A 17,567-nucleotide genomic window follows, 5' to 3' on the forward strand; every position below is an offset into this window, starting at 1 on the left:
CTGCACGGTCGAGTGCGCGGGCGCGGCATTTTTCCAAGGGGGCAGGCCCCGCCGCAACGGCCATCGTAAAGGAGGACGCAGCCGGGCCGGGAGGTCCGCCGCAGCGAACCCCGCTATCCCCTCCTCCCGTGAACGCGCAAGGCCGCGAGAAGGTGCCGGGCGGGTGCCGGGAATCACGCCGAAAACCCTTAGCCAGGCTTTCCGCAACCTTGCAGACTCACGCCATGAAACCGGTCACCCTCGCCACCGAGCGTCTCGTGCTGCGCCCCTTCGACGCCTCCGACGCACCCGCGGTGTACGCCGCCTGCCAGGAGCCCGACATCCCGCGCTGGACCACCGTCCCCTCCCCCTACCGCAGGGAGGACGCCGAGCAGTTCGCCGGCACGGTCGTCCCCGAGGGCTGGCGCCACGACACCGCCTACCACTTCGCCGTCGTGACCCGGGGGGAGGAGGCCCTGGTGGGGGCGATGGGCCTGGTGCGCCTCGACCGGCTGCGCACCCCGGAGCGGCAGGCCGAGCTGGGCTACTGGACCGCCAAGGAGCAGCGCGGCCGGGGGTACACCGTCGAGGCGGCCGGCGCGGTGCTGCGCTGGGCCTTCGGCGATCTCGGGGTGGAGCGCATGGAGTGGCACGCGGAGGCCGGCAACGAAGGCTCCCGGGCGGTGGCCCGCAGGCTCGGCTTCCGGATGGAGGGCACCCTGCGCGCCAAGCTGCCGCGCGAGGGCACCCGCCGGGACGTCTGGATCGGCTCGCTGCTCCCGTCCGACCTGCCCGGAGCGCACGGACCGTCCGGGGCGGCCGGCACCGGCGTCCCGGAGCCGACGCCGTATCTGCCCTACCCCGGCTGATCACCGGCCGTCGCGGTCCGGCAGCGGCACGGCCTGGGCCCGGCGCTGGCCGGCACGGCGTGGGTCCGCGCCGTGCCGCACTACACCGCGACGGATCCGCTCCGGACGGCCCCGGATGCCGCCTCACCAGCGGTTCTTCCCGTGCCCGGAGCCGTTGTCAGTGCCCGCCCCTACTCTGACCCGCATGACCGCCGAGACGCAGCCGCTGCCGCCGCCCGTGACCGCCCTGTCCCGCGACGATGCCCGCCGCCTGGCGCTGCGGGCACAGGGCCTGCTGGGCGCCCCGGACCGCCGGGCGGGCGTGCGCGGGGTGCTGCGGAAGCTGGGCGCGGTACAGCTGGACACGATCTCGGTGCTGGCCCGCTCCCATGAGCTGGTGCCCTACGCCCGGCTCGGCGCCGTCGACCGGACCGCCGTCGAGGCCGCCTACTGGACCGGCACTCACAGCTTCGAGTACTGGTCGCATGCCGCCTGCATCCTGCCCGTCGAGGAATGGCCGCACTTCGCCTTCCGCCGCCGCGCCCGACGGGCCAAGGGCCACCGCTGGCACATCATGAAGGACTCCGAGCGCTCCTGCGCCGCCGTAGTGGACCGGCTGACCGCCGACGGTCCGCTGACCACCTCCGAGCTGGGCGGAGGACGCAACGGCGGCGAGTGGTGGGACTGGTCCGAGACCAAGATCGCGGTGGAGTGGCTGCTGGACACCGGCGAGGTGGTCTGTACGCAACGCCGCGCCTGGAAGCGGGTGTACGACCTCGCCGAGCGCGCCGTCCCGGACGGTCTGTTCCATGACGATCTGGACGACGCCGCGTGCCTGCGCCGCCTGGTCGCCCAGGCCGGGGCCGCCATGGGCGTGGCCACCCGCGCCGACCTGGCGGACTACCACCGCCTCAAGGGCGAGCAGGTCGATGCCGTCGTGGCGGACTCCGGTCTGGTCCCGGTCGAGGTCGAGGGCTGGGGAAAGCCCGCCTGGGCCGATCCCGCCGCGCTCGCCGACCCGCCCCGCGGCCGGCACCGCACGACCCTGCTCTCGCCCTTCGACTCCCTGATCTGGGACCGTCCGCGCACCGAGCGGATCTTCGGTTTCACGCACCGTCTGGAGGCATACGTCCCCCGCCCCCGGCGGATACACGGCTATTTCGCGATGCCGCTGCTGGCCGGCGGTCGGCTGGTGGGGCGGGTGGACCCGGCCCGCGAGGGCACCATCCTCGTCGCCCGCCAGGTGTCGGTGCAGAGCGCCAAGGCCGTCGCCCCCATGGCCCAGGCCCTCCGGGAGGCAGCGAGCTGGGTCGGCTGCGACGCCGTACGCGTGGACCGCTGCGACGACCCGAAACTGGCCGCCGCGCTGCGCGCAGAACTCACTCACACGAGCGACTAGAAACGCCGGACGGCACGTCCGGGCGCTCATCCCGGCACCCGGCCACCCGGCGCGCTCATACCCCCGGCCGGCTCACCGGATCTCGAGGATCTTCTCCCGCATCGCGTACACCACCGCCTCCATCCGGGAGTGCAGCTGCAGCTTCTCCAGGATGTTGCGGACGTGGTTCTTCACCGTGTTCTCGGAGATGAAGAGTTCCTTGGCGATGTCGCGGTTGTTCATGCCCGTGGCGACCAGCTTGAGGACCTCCAGCTCACGGTCGGTGAGCCGGGGCGCGGGCACCAGCCTGCGCTCGTCCGTGCGCTGGATCATCGACTTGAACTCCGTCAGGAGCTTGGACGCCATCGACGGGCTGATCTGCGACTGGCCGTCCGCGACGGCACGGATCGCGGTCGCCACCTCGTCGGTAGAGATCTCCTTGAGGAGGTAGCCGGTGGCACCGGCCTTGATCGCGTCGTAGAGATCGGCTTCTTCGTCGCTGATCGTCAGCATGATGATCTTTGCGCTGGGGGCGACCTCCTTGATGGAGGTACATGCCTCGATCCCGCCACGCTTGGGCATCCGTACGTCCATCAGCACGATGTCGGGCAGCAGATCCGCGGCCTTGTCGACCGCCTCCGCGCCGTCCCCCGCCTCGCCGACGACCTGGATGTCCTCCTCCTGGGCCAGCACGATCTCCAGCCCCCGCCGGAAGAGCGCGTGATCATCCACGACCAGGACCCGGATCGGTTCCTTGCGCGCCACGCTCACGGCCCGGTCGGCCTCGTCCTCGCTTCCGGCACCGCAGTGGTCATCATCCGCGTCGCCGCGCACGGGCCCGAAACTGTCCCCCATCGATCCTCCCCGTCAACTACTCGGCCCACAGGCCAGAGCTTGGAAATAAGGCTGGTTGACAACAGCCCCCTGCGGCCAGCCCGATCAATGCCATGCGATCGTCTCCCCGGCATGTCGCCGTATCGTGTCCCCGTACTCCCTGGCCGGCACAAACACTATACGGCTTCAACTCCTGCTCTCTCCGGTCACGATGGTGCCCCCGGCGTGCGCCGGGGGCACCGAGCGGTGCGGCTCAGCCGCCCAGGGCGCCGCCTGCGCCGCCGGGCTCCTCCTCCCCGAACAGATCGGGGTTCAGGTGGATGACGCCGTAGTCGTATGCGTGCCGCCGGTAGACGACACTCGGCAGCTTGGTGTCGGCGTCGACGAAGAGGTAGAAGTCGTGACCGACCAACTCCATCTCGTTGAGCGCCTGGTCGAGCGCCATCGGTGCGGCCGAGTGGGTCTTCTCACGGACGATCAGGGGGCCTTCACCCTGGACGTCGATCGAACCCATCCTCGTGGTGGGCACCTTCTGGTCGACCTCGGCGGCGAGTTCTCCGTTGGTGTTCAGGCTTGCGGCGTCGGGCACGCTGACAGCGACTTCACTCGCCGGAATGCGGCCGTTGCCGCGACGCGAGAAGCGCTTGTCGTGCTGCTTGCGCAGACGCGCCTCGAGCTTGGCGGTTGCCAGATCCAGCGCGGCGTAGGGATCGGCTGCGGCCGCTTCGGCCCGGACCACCGGGCCACGGGAGCGGAGGGTGATCTCCACTCGGTCGGAACGGTCGGCCTGCCGCGGGTTGGGCTCCTTGGACACCTCGACGTCCAGGCTGATCACCTTGGCGTCGAGCTTCTGGACCTTCTCCAGCTTCAGCTTCTCGGCCACGTGCTTGCGGAACCGCTCGGGCACCTCTGTCTTGCGGCCCTTGACGACGATGTCCACGCAGAACTCCGTTCCCGGATCGCTCCGCTCATCCAGCGGGGCGATTCCTTCTTGCACCAGGCTCCGGTGGTTGCCGAAGCCTCGGACTTGGCGACTTTCACCTCCTCCTCCCCCGCCGACAAGCTCTCCACTCCCCTGTTTTCAGGGTCGCCGAAAACGCCCCTGAACGCATTCATCGCGACATTCGAGGCAAAACGTCCGCCAAGTCCTCACAACCGAACATAGCTCTCTCGGACTGTTGTCGGCACCCCCTCGGAGGCCTCGGCTCCAATTGAGTGACTTTTCTTCCTCATCTAATTGCCCTGTGGTACGGCGTGGTGCGGAGCGCCACCACCGGCCGCGAAGGCGCTCACCGGCGCCGCCACGACCGCCGCTCCGACCACCCGGCCGCCGGCCATCGCGACCGCGCGGGCCGCCTCCGCGAGCGTGGCACCCGTGGTCACCAAATCGTCCACCAGCACTGCTGGCAGGCCCGCCAGCAGCCTCCGGGCCACATCCGGCACCTCCAATGCACCGGCGACGTTCTCCCGCCGCTGCCGGGCGCTCAGTCCCGCTTGGTCGGCCACCGCACGGCGCTGTCGCAGCACCGCGAGCACCCGGGCCCCCGCCCCCGCCCGCCGCAGCTCAGCGGCCGCCGCCCGGGCGATCCTGCGCACCGGATCATGCCCCCGACCGGCCACCGCTCTCCGCGCCGACGGCACCGGCACCAGCAGCTGCGGCCCGCCACCGGCCCGCAGCCCCCGTACGGCCCCGGCCAGCACCGCGCCCAGCGGCCCGGCCAGCGGCAATGCGCCCCGCTCCTTGTGTGCCAGCAGCACCGCCCGCACCTCGTCGGCGTACGGCGCCCCCGCCCACACCCGGGGCAGCCCGGCCGGCGCTGGCCACGGCCGAACCCGCCGCGCCCCACGCCCGTCCCGAGCCAGCGCCCGAAGGCACCGTGCACACAGCTCCGTACGCGGCCGACCACACCCCGCACAGTCGACCGGCAGCACCAGACCGGCCAGTTCGCGCCATACCCCTTGCATGACTCCACTGTCCCGCCGAACACGCTCGGTCACCACCCCTGTGGACAACCTCGGCAGCGGAGCGGCGGATGAGCCGTTCGGGGGATCTCGCGGCCGGGCCGGATCGACGCATTCCGGCCCCTGGTCCGGCTGGATCGGCAGGACGGCCGGACAGGCCGGGCCGCGGGCGGCGGTGAGCCGATACGCGCGTCCTCCACACCACCGGTCGACCCCGGCCACCCGCGTCACCCGGGATAGACCGGCGCCGTCCCGTCCTTCGCCACGGTCTTCCAGTTCGCGTCCGGAGGCAGTCGCACGATCCCCTCCGTGGCGTCCGCGATCAGCGGCTTGGTCTCGTCCTCCGAGGCCGCCACCGCCTTGACGCCGTTGACGCCGGGCAGCGTCTGCGCGTTGGAGGCCGAACCGTCGGTCTCCATGAACTGCATCTGCTGGACCCCGCCGGACTCCCGCCCGACGACCACCAGTCGGCTGCCGCCCGCCCAGGACGCGGCCACCACGTCCTCCAACTGCGGTGCGATCGGCCGCAGTTCCTGCACCGAGAGCTCCGGATGCTGGGCGGTGCCGCCGCGTTCGACCCGGCCGAGCTGGAGCGTCGTCCGCCCCTTGTCCTCCACCAGGATCGCGATCCGGATCCCGTCCGCAGCCACCTTGATCGCCTTGATCCGCCGCCCGCCGAGACCGGGCACCGCCACCCGCTCGGGGTCGCTCTTGCCCTCACGTATCCGCAGCAGCCGCGAGCCGTGGGCATCGCGGTCGGCGATCCACAGATCGCCCAGCCCGTCCCAGCTCGGCGCGGTCAGCCCCGCATCGGGGTCCTTGGCCGAGCCGTTGCTGGTCAGTAGTGGACCGCCGCGGGCGATGCCGTCCTCCATGCCGGCCACGTACAGGGACCGGCCGTCGCCCGACACACCGGCCGCGGTGTTCTCGGCGCGTGAGATGGCGACCGAGCGCAGCGGGGTCCGGCCGGTGCCGAACGGCCCGGCGACCGGCGTCGGTTCGGTCGCCGAGTCCGACATGGCGACGACCTTGTGGTCGGCGTCGATGAAGTACTCCTTGCCGGAGTTCCCGCTGCCCGGCGCGGGGGCGAAGTCACGGTCGGCCTGCTCCTGGGTCAGCGTGCAGAGCGGATTGCCGCCGCTGTCCTGGAGTTCCACCTCACTGATCTTCGAAGCCCGCGTCATGTCCTGGACGGTGAAGAAGAGTTGCGCGGCCATCCGCTTGCACTGGGCGGATCCGGCGCTCATCGCCTGCTTGCTGAGCTTGACCGTCAGCGCGTTGGAGTCGTCCAGCGCCAGATCGCGTGCGGCGAGCCGGGTGCCGGGCGGGAACGCCGAACTCGTCACCTGGTTCAGCCAGTCGGTGGGCCCGGACAGCAGCGCCGCCACACTGGACGTGATCGGCTTTATCCGCTGCCGCAGATAGACCGGGTCCGCGACGAGCACATTGCGGCTCGCCTTCGGCTCCTGCGCCTCGGACTTGTAGGACGCGAAGTAGTACTTGTTGACGGAGCGGTAGATGCGCTGGAAGTCGGACAGGCCGAGCACCAGCCCGTTGGGCAGGCGGTCGATCCGCCACTGTCCGTTCTCCTTCACAAGGTGGATCGAGCGGCGGTACGGCTTCTCCTCCGGGGTGTAGGCGTGGTGGTCGTCCACGGCCGCCACCTGGCTGCCGGAGAGGGTGACCGTGTAGCCGTTCGCGTCCTCGCGGCTGGGCTGCGACTTCGGCTCGGGCTTCGGACGTTCCTGGAGCACATTGGTGACCTGGAACGGCCGCCACGTCCGCTTCGCCGACTTGGCCAGATACTGGGTGGCCGTACGGAAATCCGCCTCGTCGCTGGTCGTCGCGTCGAGGAAGCTGCGCACGATGTTGGTCGGCTGGGCACCGTCCTGCGGGGGCACGCCGTAGACCCGCACCTGCGAGTCGCCTTCGGCGCGCGGCGACTGGTCGACCGCCGTGACGTCCCCGCTGTCCGGCATCGACGCGCACCCGGCCAGCAGCGCCGCCGCACAGCCGAGCAGCACGGCCTTCCGCGCCCGCCGGGCTCCCCGGCGGGCGCGCATACGGGGCTCTCCGGTGCCCTCCCCGCGCTCAGTTCCCACGCAGCCCGCCTTCCCGCTCCACGCCCCGTCGGGCGTCCGGCTCTGCCCCGCCCTCGTGGACCGGCTCATCGATGTGCGCGCCCTCGTCACGCGCTACTGCCTCGCTCCGCGCGCCCCCGCTCTGCGGCACCACGCGGGCGCCGTTGCCGGGCAGCGCCGTCGGCCCGGCCGTCGACAACCCGGCCACCTGCGGCTCCCGAGCGGCGGCGAGCGCGCCGTCCGCCTGCGTCGTACGCGGCTGCGCCGGGATGGTGGACGCCTTGGGGTCCACCCCGGCGCGCGGCCGGCCCGTCTCGTCCAGCCCACGGTGACGCCGTGAGTCCTCCGGCTCCAGGGGTATCGGGGACCCGCGCAGCGTCTCGCCGGCCGTACGCGGCAGCGTCAGGCGGAACTGCGAGCCGCCGCCGGGCTCACCCCAGGCCTGTAGCCAGCCGCCGTGCAGCCGGGCGTCCTCGACGGCGATGGACAGGCCGAGTCCGGTGCCTCCGGTGGTGCGGGCCCGGGCCGGGTCCGCGCGCCAGAAGCGGTTGAAGACCCGGGTGGCCTCGCCGGGCTTGAGACCGACGCCGTAGTCACGTACTGCGAGGGCCACCGCACCGCCGCTCCGGTCGCCCGCGGACGCCAGCCGCACCACCACATCACGGCCCTCACCGTGCTCGACGGCGTTGACCACGAGATTGCGCAGCACCCGCTCCACCCGGCGGGGATCGGCCTCGGCGATGACGGGCTGCTCGGCGCCGCGCACCACGATGCGGGTGCCCTTGCGCTCGGCGAGCGGCTCGGCCCCCTCGATGACGCGGTGCACCACATCGCGCAGGTCGATCGGCTCGGCCTCCAGCGCGGCCGCCCCGGCATCGAAACGGCTGATCTCCAGCAGCTCCGCGAGCAGCGATTCGAAGCGGTCGAGCTGGCCGCGCAGCAGCTCGGCGGAGCGCGCGGTGGCGGGGTCGAACTCGTCGCGCGCGTCATGGATGACATCGGCCGCCATCCGTACGGTCGTCAGCGGCGTCCGCAGTTCGTGCGAGACGTCGGAGACGAAGCGGCGCTGCATCCGCGACAGCTCCTCCAGCTGCTGGATCTTGACCTGGAGGTTCTGCGCCATCTTGTTGAAGGATTCCCCGAGGCGGGCGATGTCGTCCTCGCCGGTGACCTTCATCCGCTCTTGGAGGAGGCCGGCGGCCAGCCGCTCGGAGATCCCCGCGGCCATCCGTACGGGCGTGACGACCTGCCGCACCACCAGCCAGGCGATGGCACCGAGCAGGATCACGACGAACACCCCGGCCGTCGCGAGCGTGCCCGTCACGAGCTTGAGCGACTCCTCCTCCTGGCTGAACGGGAAGAGGTAGTAGAGCTGGTACTGGTTGCTGTTGACGTCGTTCAGCCGCTTGCCGATGATCAGCGCCGGCACCCCGTCGTCCGACCCGATCCGCTTGATCTGGGTGTACTGGCGGAACGTCCCGGACTTGGTGTCCAGCTTCCGTCGCAGCTCGGCGGGCACGCTCCGCTCGGGATCGACATCGCCGGAGGCGCGCGGCCCGCGGGTACCGGGGCTGGAGTCGCCGAACGGTTCGTCGGAGTCGGAGCTGAGCGCCACGACGGAGAAGACCCCCTGGCCGCCGCTGGCGAGCTGTTCGACCAGGCCGGTCAGCCAGGTCGCGGAGTCCTGGGTACTGCGGTTGCCGGTGCGGGCGACGTCGTCGGGCCGGGTGTCATCGGCGCCGTCGGCCATCTTCTGGGCGACGCTGAAGCCGCCCGCCGCCTGACTCTGCGCGGCCTGGGCCTTGGCCGTGAGCAGGCCGTTACGGACCTGGCCCACGACCACCACACCGAGCAGCAGCACCACGGCCAGCGACATCAGGAGCGTGGTCGCCACCACGCGCAGCTGGATATTGCGCCGCCACAGCCGCAGGGCAGGGAGCAGGGGCCGCCGCACCCAGCGGCTGAAGAGCCGCAGCAGGGGGTGGACCGGCCCGCTCACCGCCCCGTCGGGCAGCAGCTGGCCACCGCGCAGCAACCGGGCAACCAATTTGCCCGAAAAGGACATATCACCCGCCGGGCCGACGGTGCGCCCCCGCTTTCCCTCCGGGGTCGAACCGTCCCGGATCATGTCAGCTGGGCCCGGCCTTGTAGCCGACCCCGCGCACGGTCACCACGATCTCCGGCCGCTCCGGATCCCGCTCGACCTTGGAGCGCAGCCGCTGCACATGGACATTGACCAGCCGGGTGTCGGCGGCGTGCCGGTAGCCCCAGACCTGCTCGAGCAGCACCTCACGCGTGAACACCTGCCACGGCTTGCGCGCCAGCGCCACCAGCAGATCGAACTCCAGCGGGGTCAGTGCGATCGACTGCCCGTCGCGCTTCACCGAGTGACCCGCCACGTCGATGACCAGGTCACCGATGGCCAGCTGCTCGGGCGTCGGCTCCTCCGAGCGCCGCAGCCGTGCCCGGATCCGGGCCACCAGTTCCTTGGGCTTGAACGGCTTGACGATGTAGTCGTCCGCACCCGATTCGAGCCCGACGACCACATCCACCGTGTCGCTCTTGGCGGTCAGCATGACGATCGGCACACCGGACTCGGCCCGGATCAGCCGGCACACCTCGATACCGTCCCGCCCCGGCAGCATCAGATCGAGCAGCACAAGATCGGGCTTGGTCTCGCGGAAGGCCGCAAGAGCCTTGTCACCGTCCGACACGAACGACGGTTCAAAACCCTCGCCGCGCAGCACGATGCCGAGCATCTCTGCCAGTGCGGTGTCGTCGTCGACGACCAGGACGCGTCCCTTCATTCGGCCATCATCCCATTACCTGATCGTGACTTACTCCATCGTGACGTGGAACACACCTCTGCCAGCCTCTCCGAGGTCACCGGAGAGACCACTCCGGCCTCCGTGACGATCGCCGTCACCAGCTCCGGTGGAGTGACGTCGAAGGCCGGGTTGTAGGCCTGTGCGCCCAAAGGTGCCACCGGTATACCGGCACCCGGACCCGCTCCGGCGCCCTGCGCGGAGGGCAACGAGAACTCCGTCACTTCCTGCGCCGGCCGCTGCTCCACCTCGATATCCGCCCCCTCCGCGGTGTCCAGATCCACCGTGCTGGTCGGTGCCACGACCACGAACGGAACGTGGTGGTACCGCGCCAGCACCGCCAGCGGATAACTGCCGACCTTGTTGGCGACCGAGCCGTCCGCCGCGATCCGGTCCGCGCCGATCAGCACCGCGTCCACCTCGCCCCCGGCGAACAGCGAGCCCGCCGCACCGTCCGAGAGCACCGTGTACGCCATACCTGCCCGCGCCGCCTCGTAGGCGGTCAGCCGGGCGCCCTGCAACAGCGGCCGCGTCTCATCCACCCACAGCCGGCGCAGCTCCCCGGCACGGTGCGCCGCCAGCGCCACCGCCAGGGCGGTGCCCTCGCCGCCGGAGACCAGTGCCCCTGTGTTGCAGTGCGTGAGAATCCGGTGACCGCCACCCGGCAGCAGCTCGCCCAGCAGCGCCAGCCCGTGCTCCGCCATCCGTGTGCTGGCCTCGATGTCCTCCGCGTGCACGGCCCGCGCCTCGGCCAGCGCCGCCGCGGCCGCCTGGGCACCGGCCCCGTCGGTCGCCGCGGCCCGGTACGCGGCCGCCGCCCGCCGTACGCCGTACGCCAGATTGACCGCGGTCGGCCGGGCCTGGGACAGCGCCTCGACCGCCTCCTCCACATCGAAGCCCCGTGCCGCGGCCAGTGCCACGCCGTACGCGCCTGCGATGCCCAGCAGCGGCGCCCCCCGCACGGCAAGCGTCCGTATCGCCTGCACCAGCGCCGGGACGTCCGTGCAGACCAGCTCGACCTCCTCCGCGGGCAGCCGGGTCTGATCGAGGAGAACCAATACGGGCCCCTCAGGCGGCTCCTCCCAGCGCAATGACGGAATGGCGAGCGCCCCGGCGCCCTTCTCGGATACCTCGTAGTGATCGCCCATTCCTTCAGTCTGCCGCCGACCGGCCCTCGAACAGAAGGTTCTCTCGCACTCCGGGCGCCGGTACACAACGCCGGTAGCCATGACACGATGACTGCCACCGCGGACCCCGGTCCCCTACCGCCCCGGCGGACGGGCAGCAAGAAGGAGCGACGATGAACAACTCTCCGGGCTGGGCCTCGCCCGGATCCACTCCCTCCTCCGACGAGCCGGGCCGCGGCACACAGGAGCAGCCCACCCCGGACGACCGGACCGGCACCTCCGAGCAGCCGTCCCCGCCGAACTGGTCCAAGGAACAGCCGCCCGCCGGCCAGTGGTCGGCCCCTTCCGGCATCCCCGGCCAGAGCGGCCCCCGTGGCAGGAGTGGTCCCAGCGCATCCGGTGACCGCACCCGTGCGGCGTCCTCCGGCACCGGCGGGCCCGGCTGGGGCGGTCCGTCGTACCCGGGCAATCAGCCTCCCTGGGGCGGCGCCTGGGCCCCTGTGCCGCAGGCCGCCAAGCCCGGCGTCATTCCCCTGCGCCCGCTCGCCCTCGGCGAGATCCTCGACGGCGCGGTCGCCACCATGCGCGCCCACTGGCGCACCGTCCTCGGCATATCGCTGATCGTCGCGGTCGTCTCGCAGACCGCCATCACCGTCGTGACCGGTGTCTTCCAGAACGCCGGCCGCGTATCCGGCCCGGCGAGCGACAGCGCTCCGCCCCTCCGCGAGACCATGCGCCAGCTCGGCAACACCCTCGCCGGCACCGGGATCACCTCGGCGATCGGGCTGCTCGCCACGATCATCGCCACCGGCATGCTGACCATGGTCGTCAGCCGTGCCGTCCTGGGGCGCTCGGTCACCGCCGGGGAGGCCTGGCGCGATGCGCGTAGCCAGCTTCCACGCCTGCTCGGCCTGCTCGTGCTGCTCCCTCTGCTCATCACGGCCATCCTCACGACCGGCTTGGCCCCCGGCATCATCCTGGCGGCCACGGGCCCGCTGGACGCCGGCCTGCTCCTCATGCTGTTCGGCGGGCTGGCCGCCGGCGCCGCGAGCCTCTGGCTGGGGGTCCGCTTCAGCCTCGCCGCCCCCGCACTGATGCTGGAGAAGCAGGGCGTCATCGCCGCCATGCGCCGCTCGGCGAAGCTCGTACGCGGCGCCTGGTGGCGAGTGCTGGGCGCACAGCTCCTCGCCTATGTCCTCGTCTCCGTCGTCGAGTTCATCATCCAGATCCCGGCCACGCTCGTCGCCTTCCTCATCGGCGGCGAGAACCTGATGGACTGGGCGAACGGCACCAGCAACACCAGCTGGTCGTTCCTGATCGTGGTGGGCATCGGCTCCGTCATCAGCTCCGCCATCACCTTCCCGGTCAGCGCCGGCGTCACCGCGCTCCTCTACATGGACCAGCGCATCCGCCGAGAGGCACTCGACCTCGAACTCGCCCGCGCCGCAGGCCTCCCCGGCTACGGGTCCTATGCCCCGGCCGCCTCCCCCTCTGCCCCCAATCCCCCGGCGCCCACCGCCGACGACGCGCCAGCAGCCCCAGCCGCGACCGCCCCTGACACCCCCGCAGGCACCACGAAGCCTGACGCTCCCGCGACGGCCAGTGCCAAGGCAGACGGCTCCCGCGCCCAGAGCACCGAGGGCACCGAGGGCACCGAGGGCACCGAGGGCACCGACGCAAACGTCGCCGGAGCGGACCCCGCACCCACGGACACCGCGCCCACAGACACCACCGCCACGGACACCACGGCCTCGCCCGCCCACGGCCCCGGGCAGCGCCCCGACGACACCGCACCGGGAAGTTGATGCGGTGACCACAGGGGGGATCATGGCTGTGCACGGAGGCCTCATGGCGGGCTCCGGCGACGACATACCGGTGCGGACTCCACGTGTCCCCGCCCGCGAGGCGGCCGAACGTGAACTGTCCGACCCCCGGTACCACCAGCACGACCCCAACCCGATCCAGCGCGCGCTCGATTGGCTCTGGGACCACGTCGACGCGCTCTTCCGCACGGCCGCCGGCACCACGCCGGGCGGCTGGATCGGGCTCCTCGTCATCGCCGCATGCGTCCTGCTGCTGATCGTCGCCCTTCGGCTGCGGCTCGGGGCGGTGCGCCGCACTCCGACCACGAGCGGCACACTCTTCGCCGACGCTCCCCGCACCGCCGCCGAACACCGGGCAGTTGCTGCCCGGCACGCCGCCGAGGGCCGCTGGAACCAGGCGATCCAGGACCGCATGCGCGCCCTCGTCCTCGCCCTCGAAGAGCGCGCTCTGCTCACCCCCGGCCCCGGCCGCACCGCTGACGAAGCCGCCACCGAAGCCGGCCGGGCGCTGCCTGCGCACGCCGACCGGCTGCGCACCGCGGCCCGCACCTTCGACGACGTCACATACGGCGGCCGCCCGGGCACGGAACCGGCGTACGCCCTCCTGACCAGCCTCGACGCCGACCTGCAGCAAGCCAAGCCCGACCTGGCCAACACCCCGACCGGGAGCCACGGATGACCACGGCCGCCCCGGAAACCCCGGTGCTCCCGCCCACCCGCCTTGGCCCGTGGGCCCGGTCCCGCGGACCGCTGCTCGCGGTTCTCCTCCTCGTCGTCAGCGGCGTGGTCCTCGCCGCCCTGCAGTCCGGCGAGCAGTACGGCCGGCTCGATCCTCGGTCCACGGACCGGACCGGAAGCGCGGGCCTCGCCCAACTCCTGGCCTCCCACGGCATCTCCACCCAGGTGGTGACCACCTCCGAAGAGGCCGCCGCGGCGGCGGGCCCACACACCACACTGCTCGTCACCGACCCCGACATGCTGTCGCAGTCTCAGCTGACGGGTCTGCACACCGCGACCGCGCACACCTCCGGCCGCACCGTCCTGATCGGCCCCGGCCCCTCGGCTCTCGAAACCTTCGCCCCCGGTGTGCGGGCGGCACCTTCGGTCGGCATCTCGGTACGTAGTCCTGCCTGTTCGCTGCCGGTCGCCCGCCGCGCGGGCAATGCCCTCCTGGGCGGCCTCCGCTTCACAACGGCCGTCGACGGCGCCGATCGCTGCTACCCCAGCGGCGGCCGGCCGACCCTGCTGCACCTGCCGGCTCCCCGCACCGGTCGCGACACCGTCCTCCTCGGCTCCCCCGATCTCCTCTACAACCGCCACCTCGCCGCGGACGGCAACGCCTCGCTGGCCCTTCAACTCCTCGGTACGCGCAAGCATCTGGTCTGGTACCTCCCCTCCCTGAGCGACCCGTCGTCCGCTCAGGACGACCAGCGCAGTTTCTTCGAACTCATTCCCTCCGGCTGGCGCTGGGGCCTGCTCCAACTCACCTTCGCCGCCGTGTGCACGGCCCTGTGGCGCGCCCGCCGCCTCGGCCCCTTGGTTCCGGAGAAACTCCCCGTCACCGTCCCGGCCACCGAGACCACCGAGGGCCACGCGCGCCTCTACGAACAGGCGGGTGCCCGCGACCGGGCAGCCGAGGTTCTGCGCTCCGCGGCCCGCACACGCATCGCTCCCCTCACCGGCGTGTCCCCCGTGCACGCCCACACCTCCGACGTTCTCCTTCCCGCCGTCCGCGCTCATGTGGCCGAGCCTCCCGGCACCGGAACAGACCTCCATGACCTGCTCTTCGGCCCGGCTCCCGCGGACGACAGGGCGTTGGTGCACCTGGCCGACCAACTCGATGCACTTGAATCCTTGATCGTTTCCCAAGAGAGGCACGCCCCCCGTGAGCACCCCGACCGCTGACAGCGCCCGAGCCTCCCTCGAGGACCTGCGCACCGAGATAGCCAAGGCCGTCGTAGGCCAGGACCCCGCCGTCACCGGCCTGGTCGTCGCACTCCTCTGCCGCGGTCACGTCCTCCTGGAAGGCGCCCCCGGCGTCGCCAAGACCTTGCTCGTACGCGCGCTGTCGACCGCCCTCGAACTCGACACCAAACGCGTCCAGTTCACCCCCGACCTGATGCCGAGCGACGTCACCGGTTCCTTGGTCTACGACTCCCGCAGCGCCGAATTCTCGTTCCAGCCGGGCCCCGTCTTCACCAACCTGTTGCTGGCGGACGAGATCAACCGCACGCCTCCCAAAACCCAGGCGTCCCTGCTCGAAGCGATGGAGGAGCGTCAGGTAACGGTCGACGGCACAGCCCGTCCCCTCCCCGAGCCGTTCCTGGTGGCCGCCACCCAGAACCCCGTCGAGTACGAGGGCACGTACCCCCTCCCCGAAGCCCAACTCGACAGGTTCCTCCTGAAGTTGACGGTGCCGCTCCCCGCCCGGCATGACGAGATCGACATCCTCACCCGCCATGCGGCCGGATTCAGCCCCCGCGACCTCAGCGCCGCAGGGCTACGCCCCGTCGCCACCGCTGCCGACCTCGATGCTGCCCGGGACGCGGTCGCCAAGACCACCGTCTCCCCCGAAGTCACCGGCTATATCGTCGATATCTGCCGTGCCACCCGCGAATCCCCCTCGCTCTCCCTCGGCGTCTCCCCCCGAGGTGCCACCGCTCTGCTCTCCACATCACGAGCCTGGGCCTGGCTCACCGGCCGCGACTATGTCACCCCCGACGACGTCAAAGCCCTTGCCCTGCCCACGCTCCGACATCGCGTCCATCTCCGCCCCGAAGCGGAGATGGAAGGAGTCACCGCTGACTCCGTGATCAACGCCGTACTCGCTCATCTCCCCGTCCCCCGCTGAGACAGCACCGTGGCTCTCACCGGACGCACCGCCCTCGTCTCCGCATGCGGAGCCCTCTTCGTCGGCTTCGTGCTGCCCAGCTGGCTCGGCATCGTCACCGTCCAACTCGCCTTGCTGATAGCAATCTTGTGCGATCTGGCGCTCGCCGCGCCAGTGCGAAAGCTCCACTTCACCCGAACCGGTGACACAACCGTTCGACTCGCAGACGAAGCCCACGCACACCTCACTCTCACCAACCCGAGCCGCCGCACCCTGCGCGCACAGATACGTGACGCCTGGCCCCCGAGCTCTTTCCGCCCCGGCTCGGACATCCCGGCATCCCGTCACACTGTGCGCATCCCCGCCGCCGAACGCCGCCGCCTCACCACCGCACTCCATCCCACCCGCCGCGGTGACCATCATGCCGTCCGCGTCACGGTCCGCTCCTACGGACCGCTCGGCCTGGCTGCTCGGCAAGGGAGCCACCACGTCCCATGGACGCTGCGTGTCCTGCCGCCCTTCACCAGCCGCAAGCACCTCCCCGCCAAGCTCGCCCGCCTCCGCGAACTCGACGGCCGCACCAGCATCCTGACCCGCGGTGAGGGCACCGAGTTCGACAGCCTCCGCGACTACACCCACGGCGACGACACCCGCTCCATCGACTGGCGCGCCACCGCCCGCCGCCAACACCTCGCGGTCCGCACCTGGCGCCCCGAACGCGACCGCCGCATCCTGCTCGTCCTGGAGACCGGCCGTACCTCGGCCGGCCGTGTCGGTGACATTCCCCGCCTCGACGCTTCCATGGATGCCGCCCTGCTGCTCGGCGCTCTGGCCGCCCGCGCCGGCGACCGCGTGGATCTCCTCGCCTACGACCGCCGGGTACGCGCCTCCGTACAAGGCCGCACGGCACGCGATCTTCTCCCGGCGTTGACCGATGCCCTGGCTCCTCTGGAACCCGAACTCGTCGAGGCCGACGCCCGCGGACTGGCCGCCACCATCCATCGCCACGCCCCCCGCCGGTCCCTCATCGTGCTCTTCACCGGCCTGGACGCGGCTCCCGTGGAGGAGGCCCTCCTGCCCGTCCTCCCCGGCCTCACCCAACGCAATGAACTCATCGTCGCGGCCGTAGCCGACCCCCGCATCGAGAACATGGCCGACGGCCGCCACACCCCCCAGGCCGTCTACGCAGCAGCAGCCGCCGAACAGGCCCGCACCGCCCGCCACCACACCGCAGACCGCCTCCGCCACCACGGCATCACCGTCATCGACTCCACCCCGTCCCACCTGGCCCCCGACCTGGCCGACGCCTACCTCACCCTGAAGTCCACCGGCCGCCTCTAGACCCCCACGCTCCACCGTCCGCCTCAAGCCCCCGCCCTCCATATGGGCAGTCCCCTACGACAGAGCCCCGCCACTTCTCGTAGGGGCGGGCCAGCTGAAGGAAGGGCATGGGCACCACAGCCCACCCATCCCGGTGCGCCCTCGTCTCCAGAGCTGCCCCCTGCGTCGGGCGGCCGAGACCCGATAGCTGCCAGAGGAAGCAATCGTCATCTTGCTATCCATGCGCAGTGCAAGGACCCCCGAACGCAGAAAAGCCCCGCACCATACGGTGCGGGGCTTTCCCACAATGATTGTTCGGCGGCGTCCTACTCTCCCACAGGGTCCCCCCTGCAGTACCATCGGCGCTGAAAGGCTTAGCTTCCGGGTTCGGAATGTAACCGGGCGTTTCCCTAACGCTATGACCACCGAAACACTATGAAGAAAACAAACCCGGCATCGACACAGGTCGTTACTTCAGAACCTACACAGTGGACGCGAGCAACTGAGGACAAGCCCTCGGCCTATTAGTACCAGTCAACTCCACACCTTACGGCGCTTCC

Annotated in this window: 14 protein-coding genes and 1 rRNA gene; 7 read left to right on the forward strand and 8 right to left on the reverse strand. The window is 71.3% G+C overall.

Annotation, left to right across the window (positions count from 1 at the left end; genetic code table 11):
* The first annotated feature begins 224 nt into the window (after nt 1-224).
* Together EST92_RS00525 and EST92_RS00530 are read left to right on the forward strand one after the other, a co-directional pair.
* Nucleotides 225-848, forward strand: coding sequence for a GNAT family N-acetyltransferase (locus tag EST92_RS00525; RefSeq protein WP_129278998.1), 624 nt, complete (start codon nt 225-227; stop codon nt 846-848).
* 184 nt (nt 849-1,032) lie between these two features.
* A complete protein-coding gene (locus EST92_RS00530; RefSeq protein ID WP_174243883.1) occupies nt 1,033-2,226 on the forward strand; it encodes a crosslink repair DNA glycosylase YcaQ family protein in 1,194 nt (397 codons plus the stop codon).
* A gap of 72 nt (nt 2,227-2,298) precedes the next feature.
* On the opposite strand, the gene EST92_RS00535 is transcribed toward EST92_RS00530, so the two are convergent.
* The 7 genes from EST92_RS00535 to mtnA form a co-directional block, all read right to left on the reverse strand.
* On the reverse strand, nt 2,299-3,060 hold the full coding sequence (locus EST92_RS00535; protein ID WP_006605260.1) for a response regulator transcription factor: 762 nt from the start codon (nt 3,058-3,060) through the stop codon (nt 2,299-2,301).
* A gap of 232 nt (nt 3,061-3,292) precedes the next feature.
* Nucleotides 3,293-3,979 carry a ribosome-associated translation inhibitor RaiA gene (gene raiA, locus EST92_RS00540; protein ID WP_129249974.1) on the reverse strand — a complete coding sequence of 229 codons (687 nt, stop codon included), beginning with the start codon at nt 3,977-3,979 and terminating at the stop codon, nt 3,293-3,295.
* 293 nt (nt 3,980-4,272) lie between these two features.
* Nucleotides 4,273-5,004 (reverse strand): phosphoribosyltransferase family protein, encoded by a 732-nt coding sequence (locus EST92_RS00550; protein WP_129279000.1) that lies wholly within the window; start codon nt 5,002-5,004, stop codon nt 4,273-4,275.
* Nucleotides 5,005-5,228: 224 nt separating this feature from the next.
* On the reverse strand, nt 5,229-7,064 hold the full coding sequence (locus tag EST92_RS00555; RefSeq protein ID WP_129279018.1) for an LpqB family beta-propeller domain-containing protein: 1,836 nt from the start codon (nt 7,062-7,064) through the stop codon (nt 5,229-5,231).
* Between the two features lie 28 nt (nt 7,065-7,092).
* The gene (gene mtrB / locus EST92_RS00560; RefSeq protein WP_254068365.1) at nt 7,093-9,147 is read right to left on the reverse strand and encodes an MtrAB system histidine kinase MtrB; all 2,055 of its coding nucleotides are present in this window, start codon (nt 9,145-9,147) and stop codon (nt 7,093-7,095) included.
* 64 nt (nt 9,148-9,211) lie between these two features.
* Nucleotides 9,212-9,889 (reverse strand): two-component system response regulator MtrA, encoded by a 678-nt coding sequence (gene mtrA, locus EST92_RS00565; RefSeq protein ID WP_006605255.1) that lies wholly within the window; start codon nt 9,887-9,889, stop codon nt 9,212-9,214.
* A complete protein-coding gene (mtnA, locus tag EST92_RS00570; protein ID WP_129279001.1) occupies nt 9,886-11,055 on the reverse strand; it encodes an S-methyl-5-thioribose-1-phosphate isomerase in 1,170 nt (389 codons plus the stop codon). The genes mtrA and mtnA overlap by 4 nt, the downstream gene beginning before the upstream one ends.
* A gap of 152 nt (nt 11,056-11,207) precedes the next feature.
* Between mtnA and EST92_RS00575 the strand changes: the two genes are divergently transcribed.
* From EST92_RS00575 to EST92_RS00595, 5 genes are read left to right on the forward strand one after another with little or no spacing between them, the layout of a single operon-like run.
* Nucleotides 11,208-12,839: a hypothetical protein gene (locus tag EST92_RS00575; protein ID WP_129279002.1), complete on the forward strand. Its 1,632-nt coding sequence runs from the start codon at nt 11,208-11,210 to the stop codon at nt 12,837-12,839.
* A 22-nt stretch (nt 12,840-12,861) separates the two neighbouring features.
* On the forward strand, nt 12,862-13,536 hold the full coding sequence (locus tag EST92_RS00580) for a DUF4129 domain-containing protein (RefSeq protein WP_129279003.1): 675 nt from the start codon (nt 12,862-12,864) through the stop codon (nt 13,534-13,536).
* Nucleotides 13,533-14,762 carry a DUF4350 domain-containing protein gene (locus tag EST92_RS00585; RefSeq protein ID WP_129279004.1) on the forward strand — a complete coding sequence of 410 codons (1,230 nt, stop codon included), beginning with the start codon at nt 13,533-13,535 and terminating at the stop codon, nt 14,760-14,762. The genes EST92_RS00580 and EST92_RS00585 overlap by 4 nt, the downstream gene beginning before the upstream one ends.
* Nucleotides 14,743-15,708 carry a MoxR family ATPase gene (locus tag EST92_RS00590; RefSeq protein ID WP_129279005.1) on the forward strand — a complete coding sequence of 322 codons (966 nt, stop codon included), beginning with the start codon at nt 14,743-14,745 and terminating at the stop codon, nt 15,706-15,708. Before EST92_RS00585 ends, EST92_RS00590 begins: the two co-directional genes overlap by 20 nt.
* A gap of 9 nt (nt 15,709-15,717) precedes the next feature.
* Nucleotides 15,718-17,028 carry a DUF58 domain-containing protein gene (locus EST92_RS00595; protein WP_129279006.1) on the forward strand — a complete coding sequence of 437 codons (1,311 nt, stop codon included), beginning with the start codon at nt 15,718-15,720 and terminating at the stop codon, nt 17,026-17,028.
* 292 nt (nt 17,029-17,320) lie between these two features.
* On the opposite strand, the gene rrf is transcribed toward EST92_RS00595, so the two are convergent.
* Nucleotides 17,321-17,437, reverse strand: a 5S ribosomal RNA gene (rrf, locus tag EST92_RS00600).
* Nucleotides 17,438-17,567 lie beyond the last annotated feature (130 nt).

Source organism: Streptomyces sp. TM32 (genome assembly GCF_004122755.1).
Lineage (GTDB): Bacteria > Actinomycetota > Actinomycetes > Streptomycetales > Streptomycetaceae > Streptomyces > Streptomyces sioyaensis.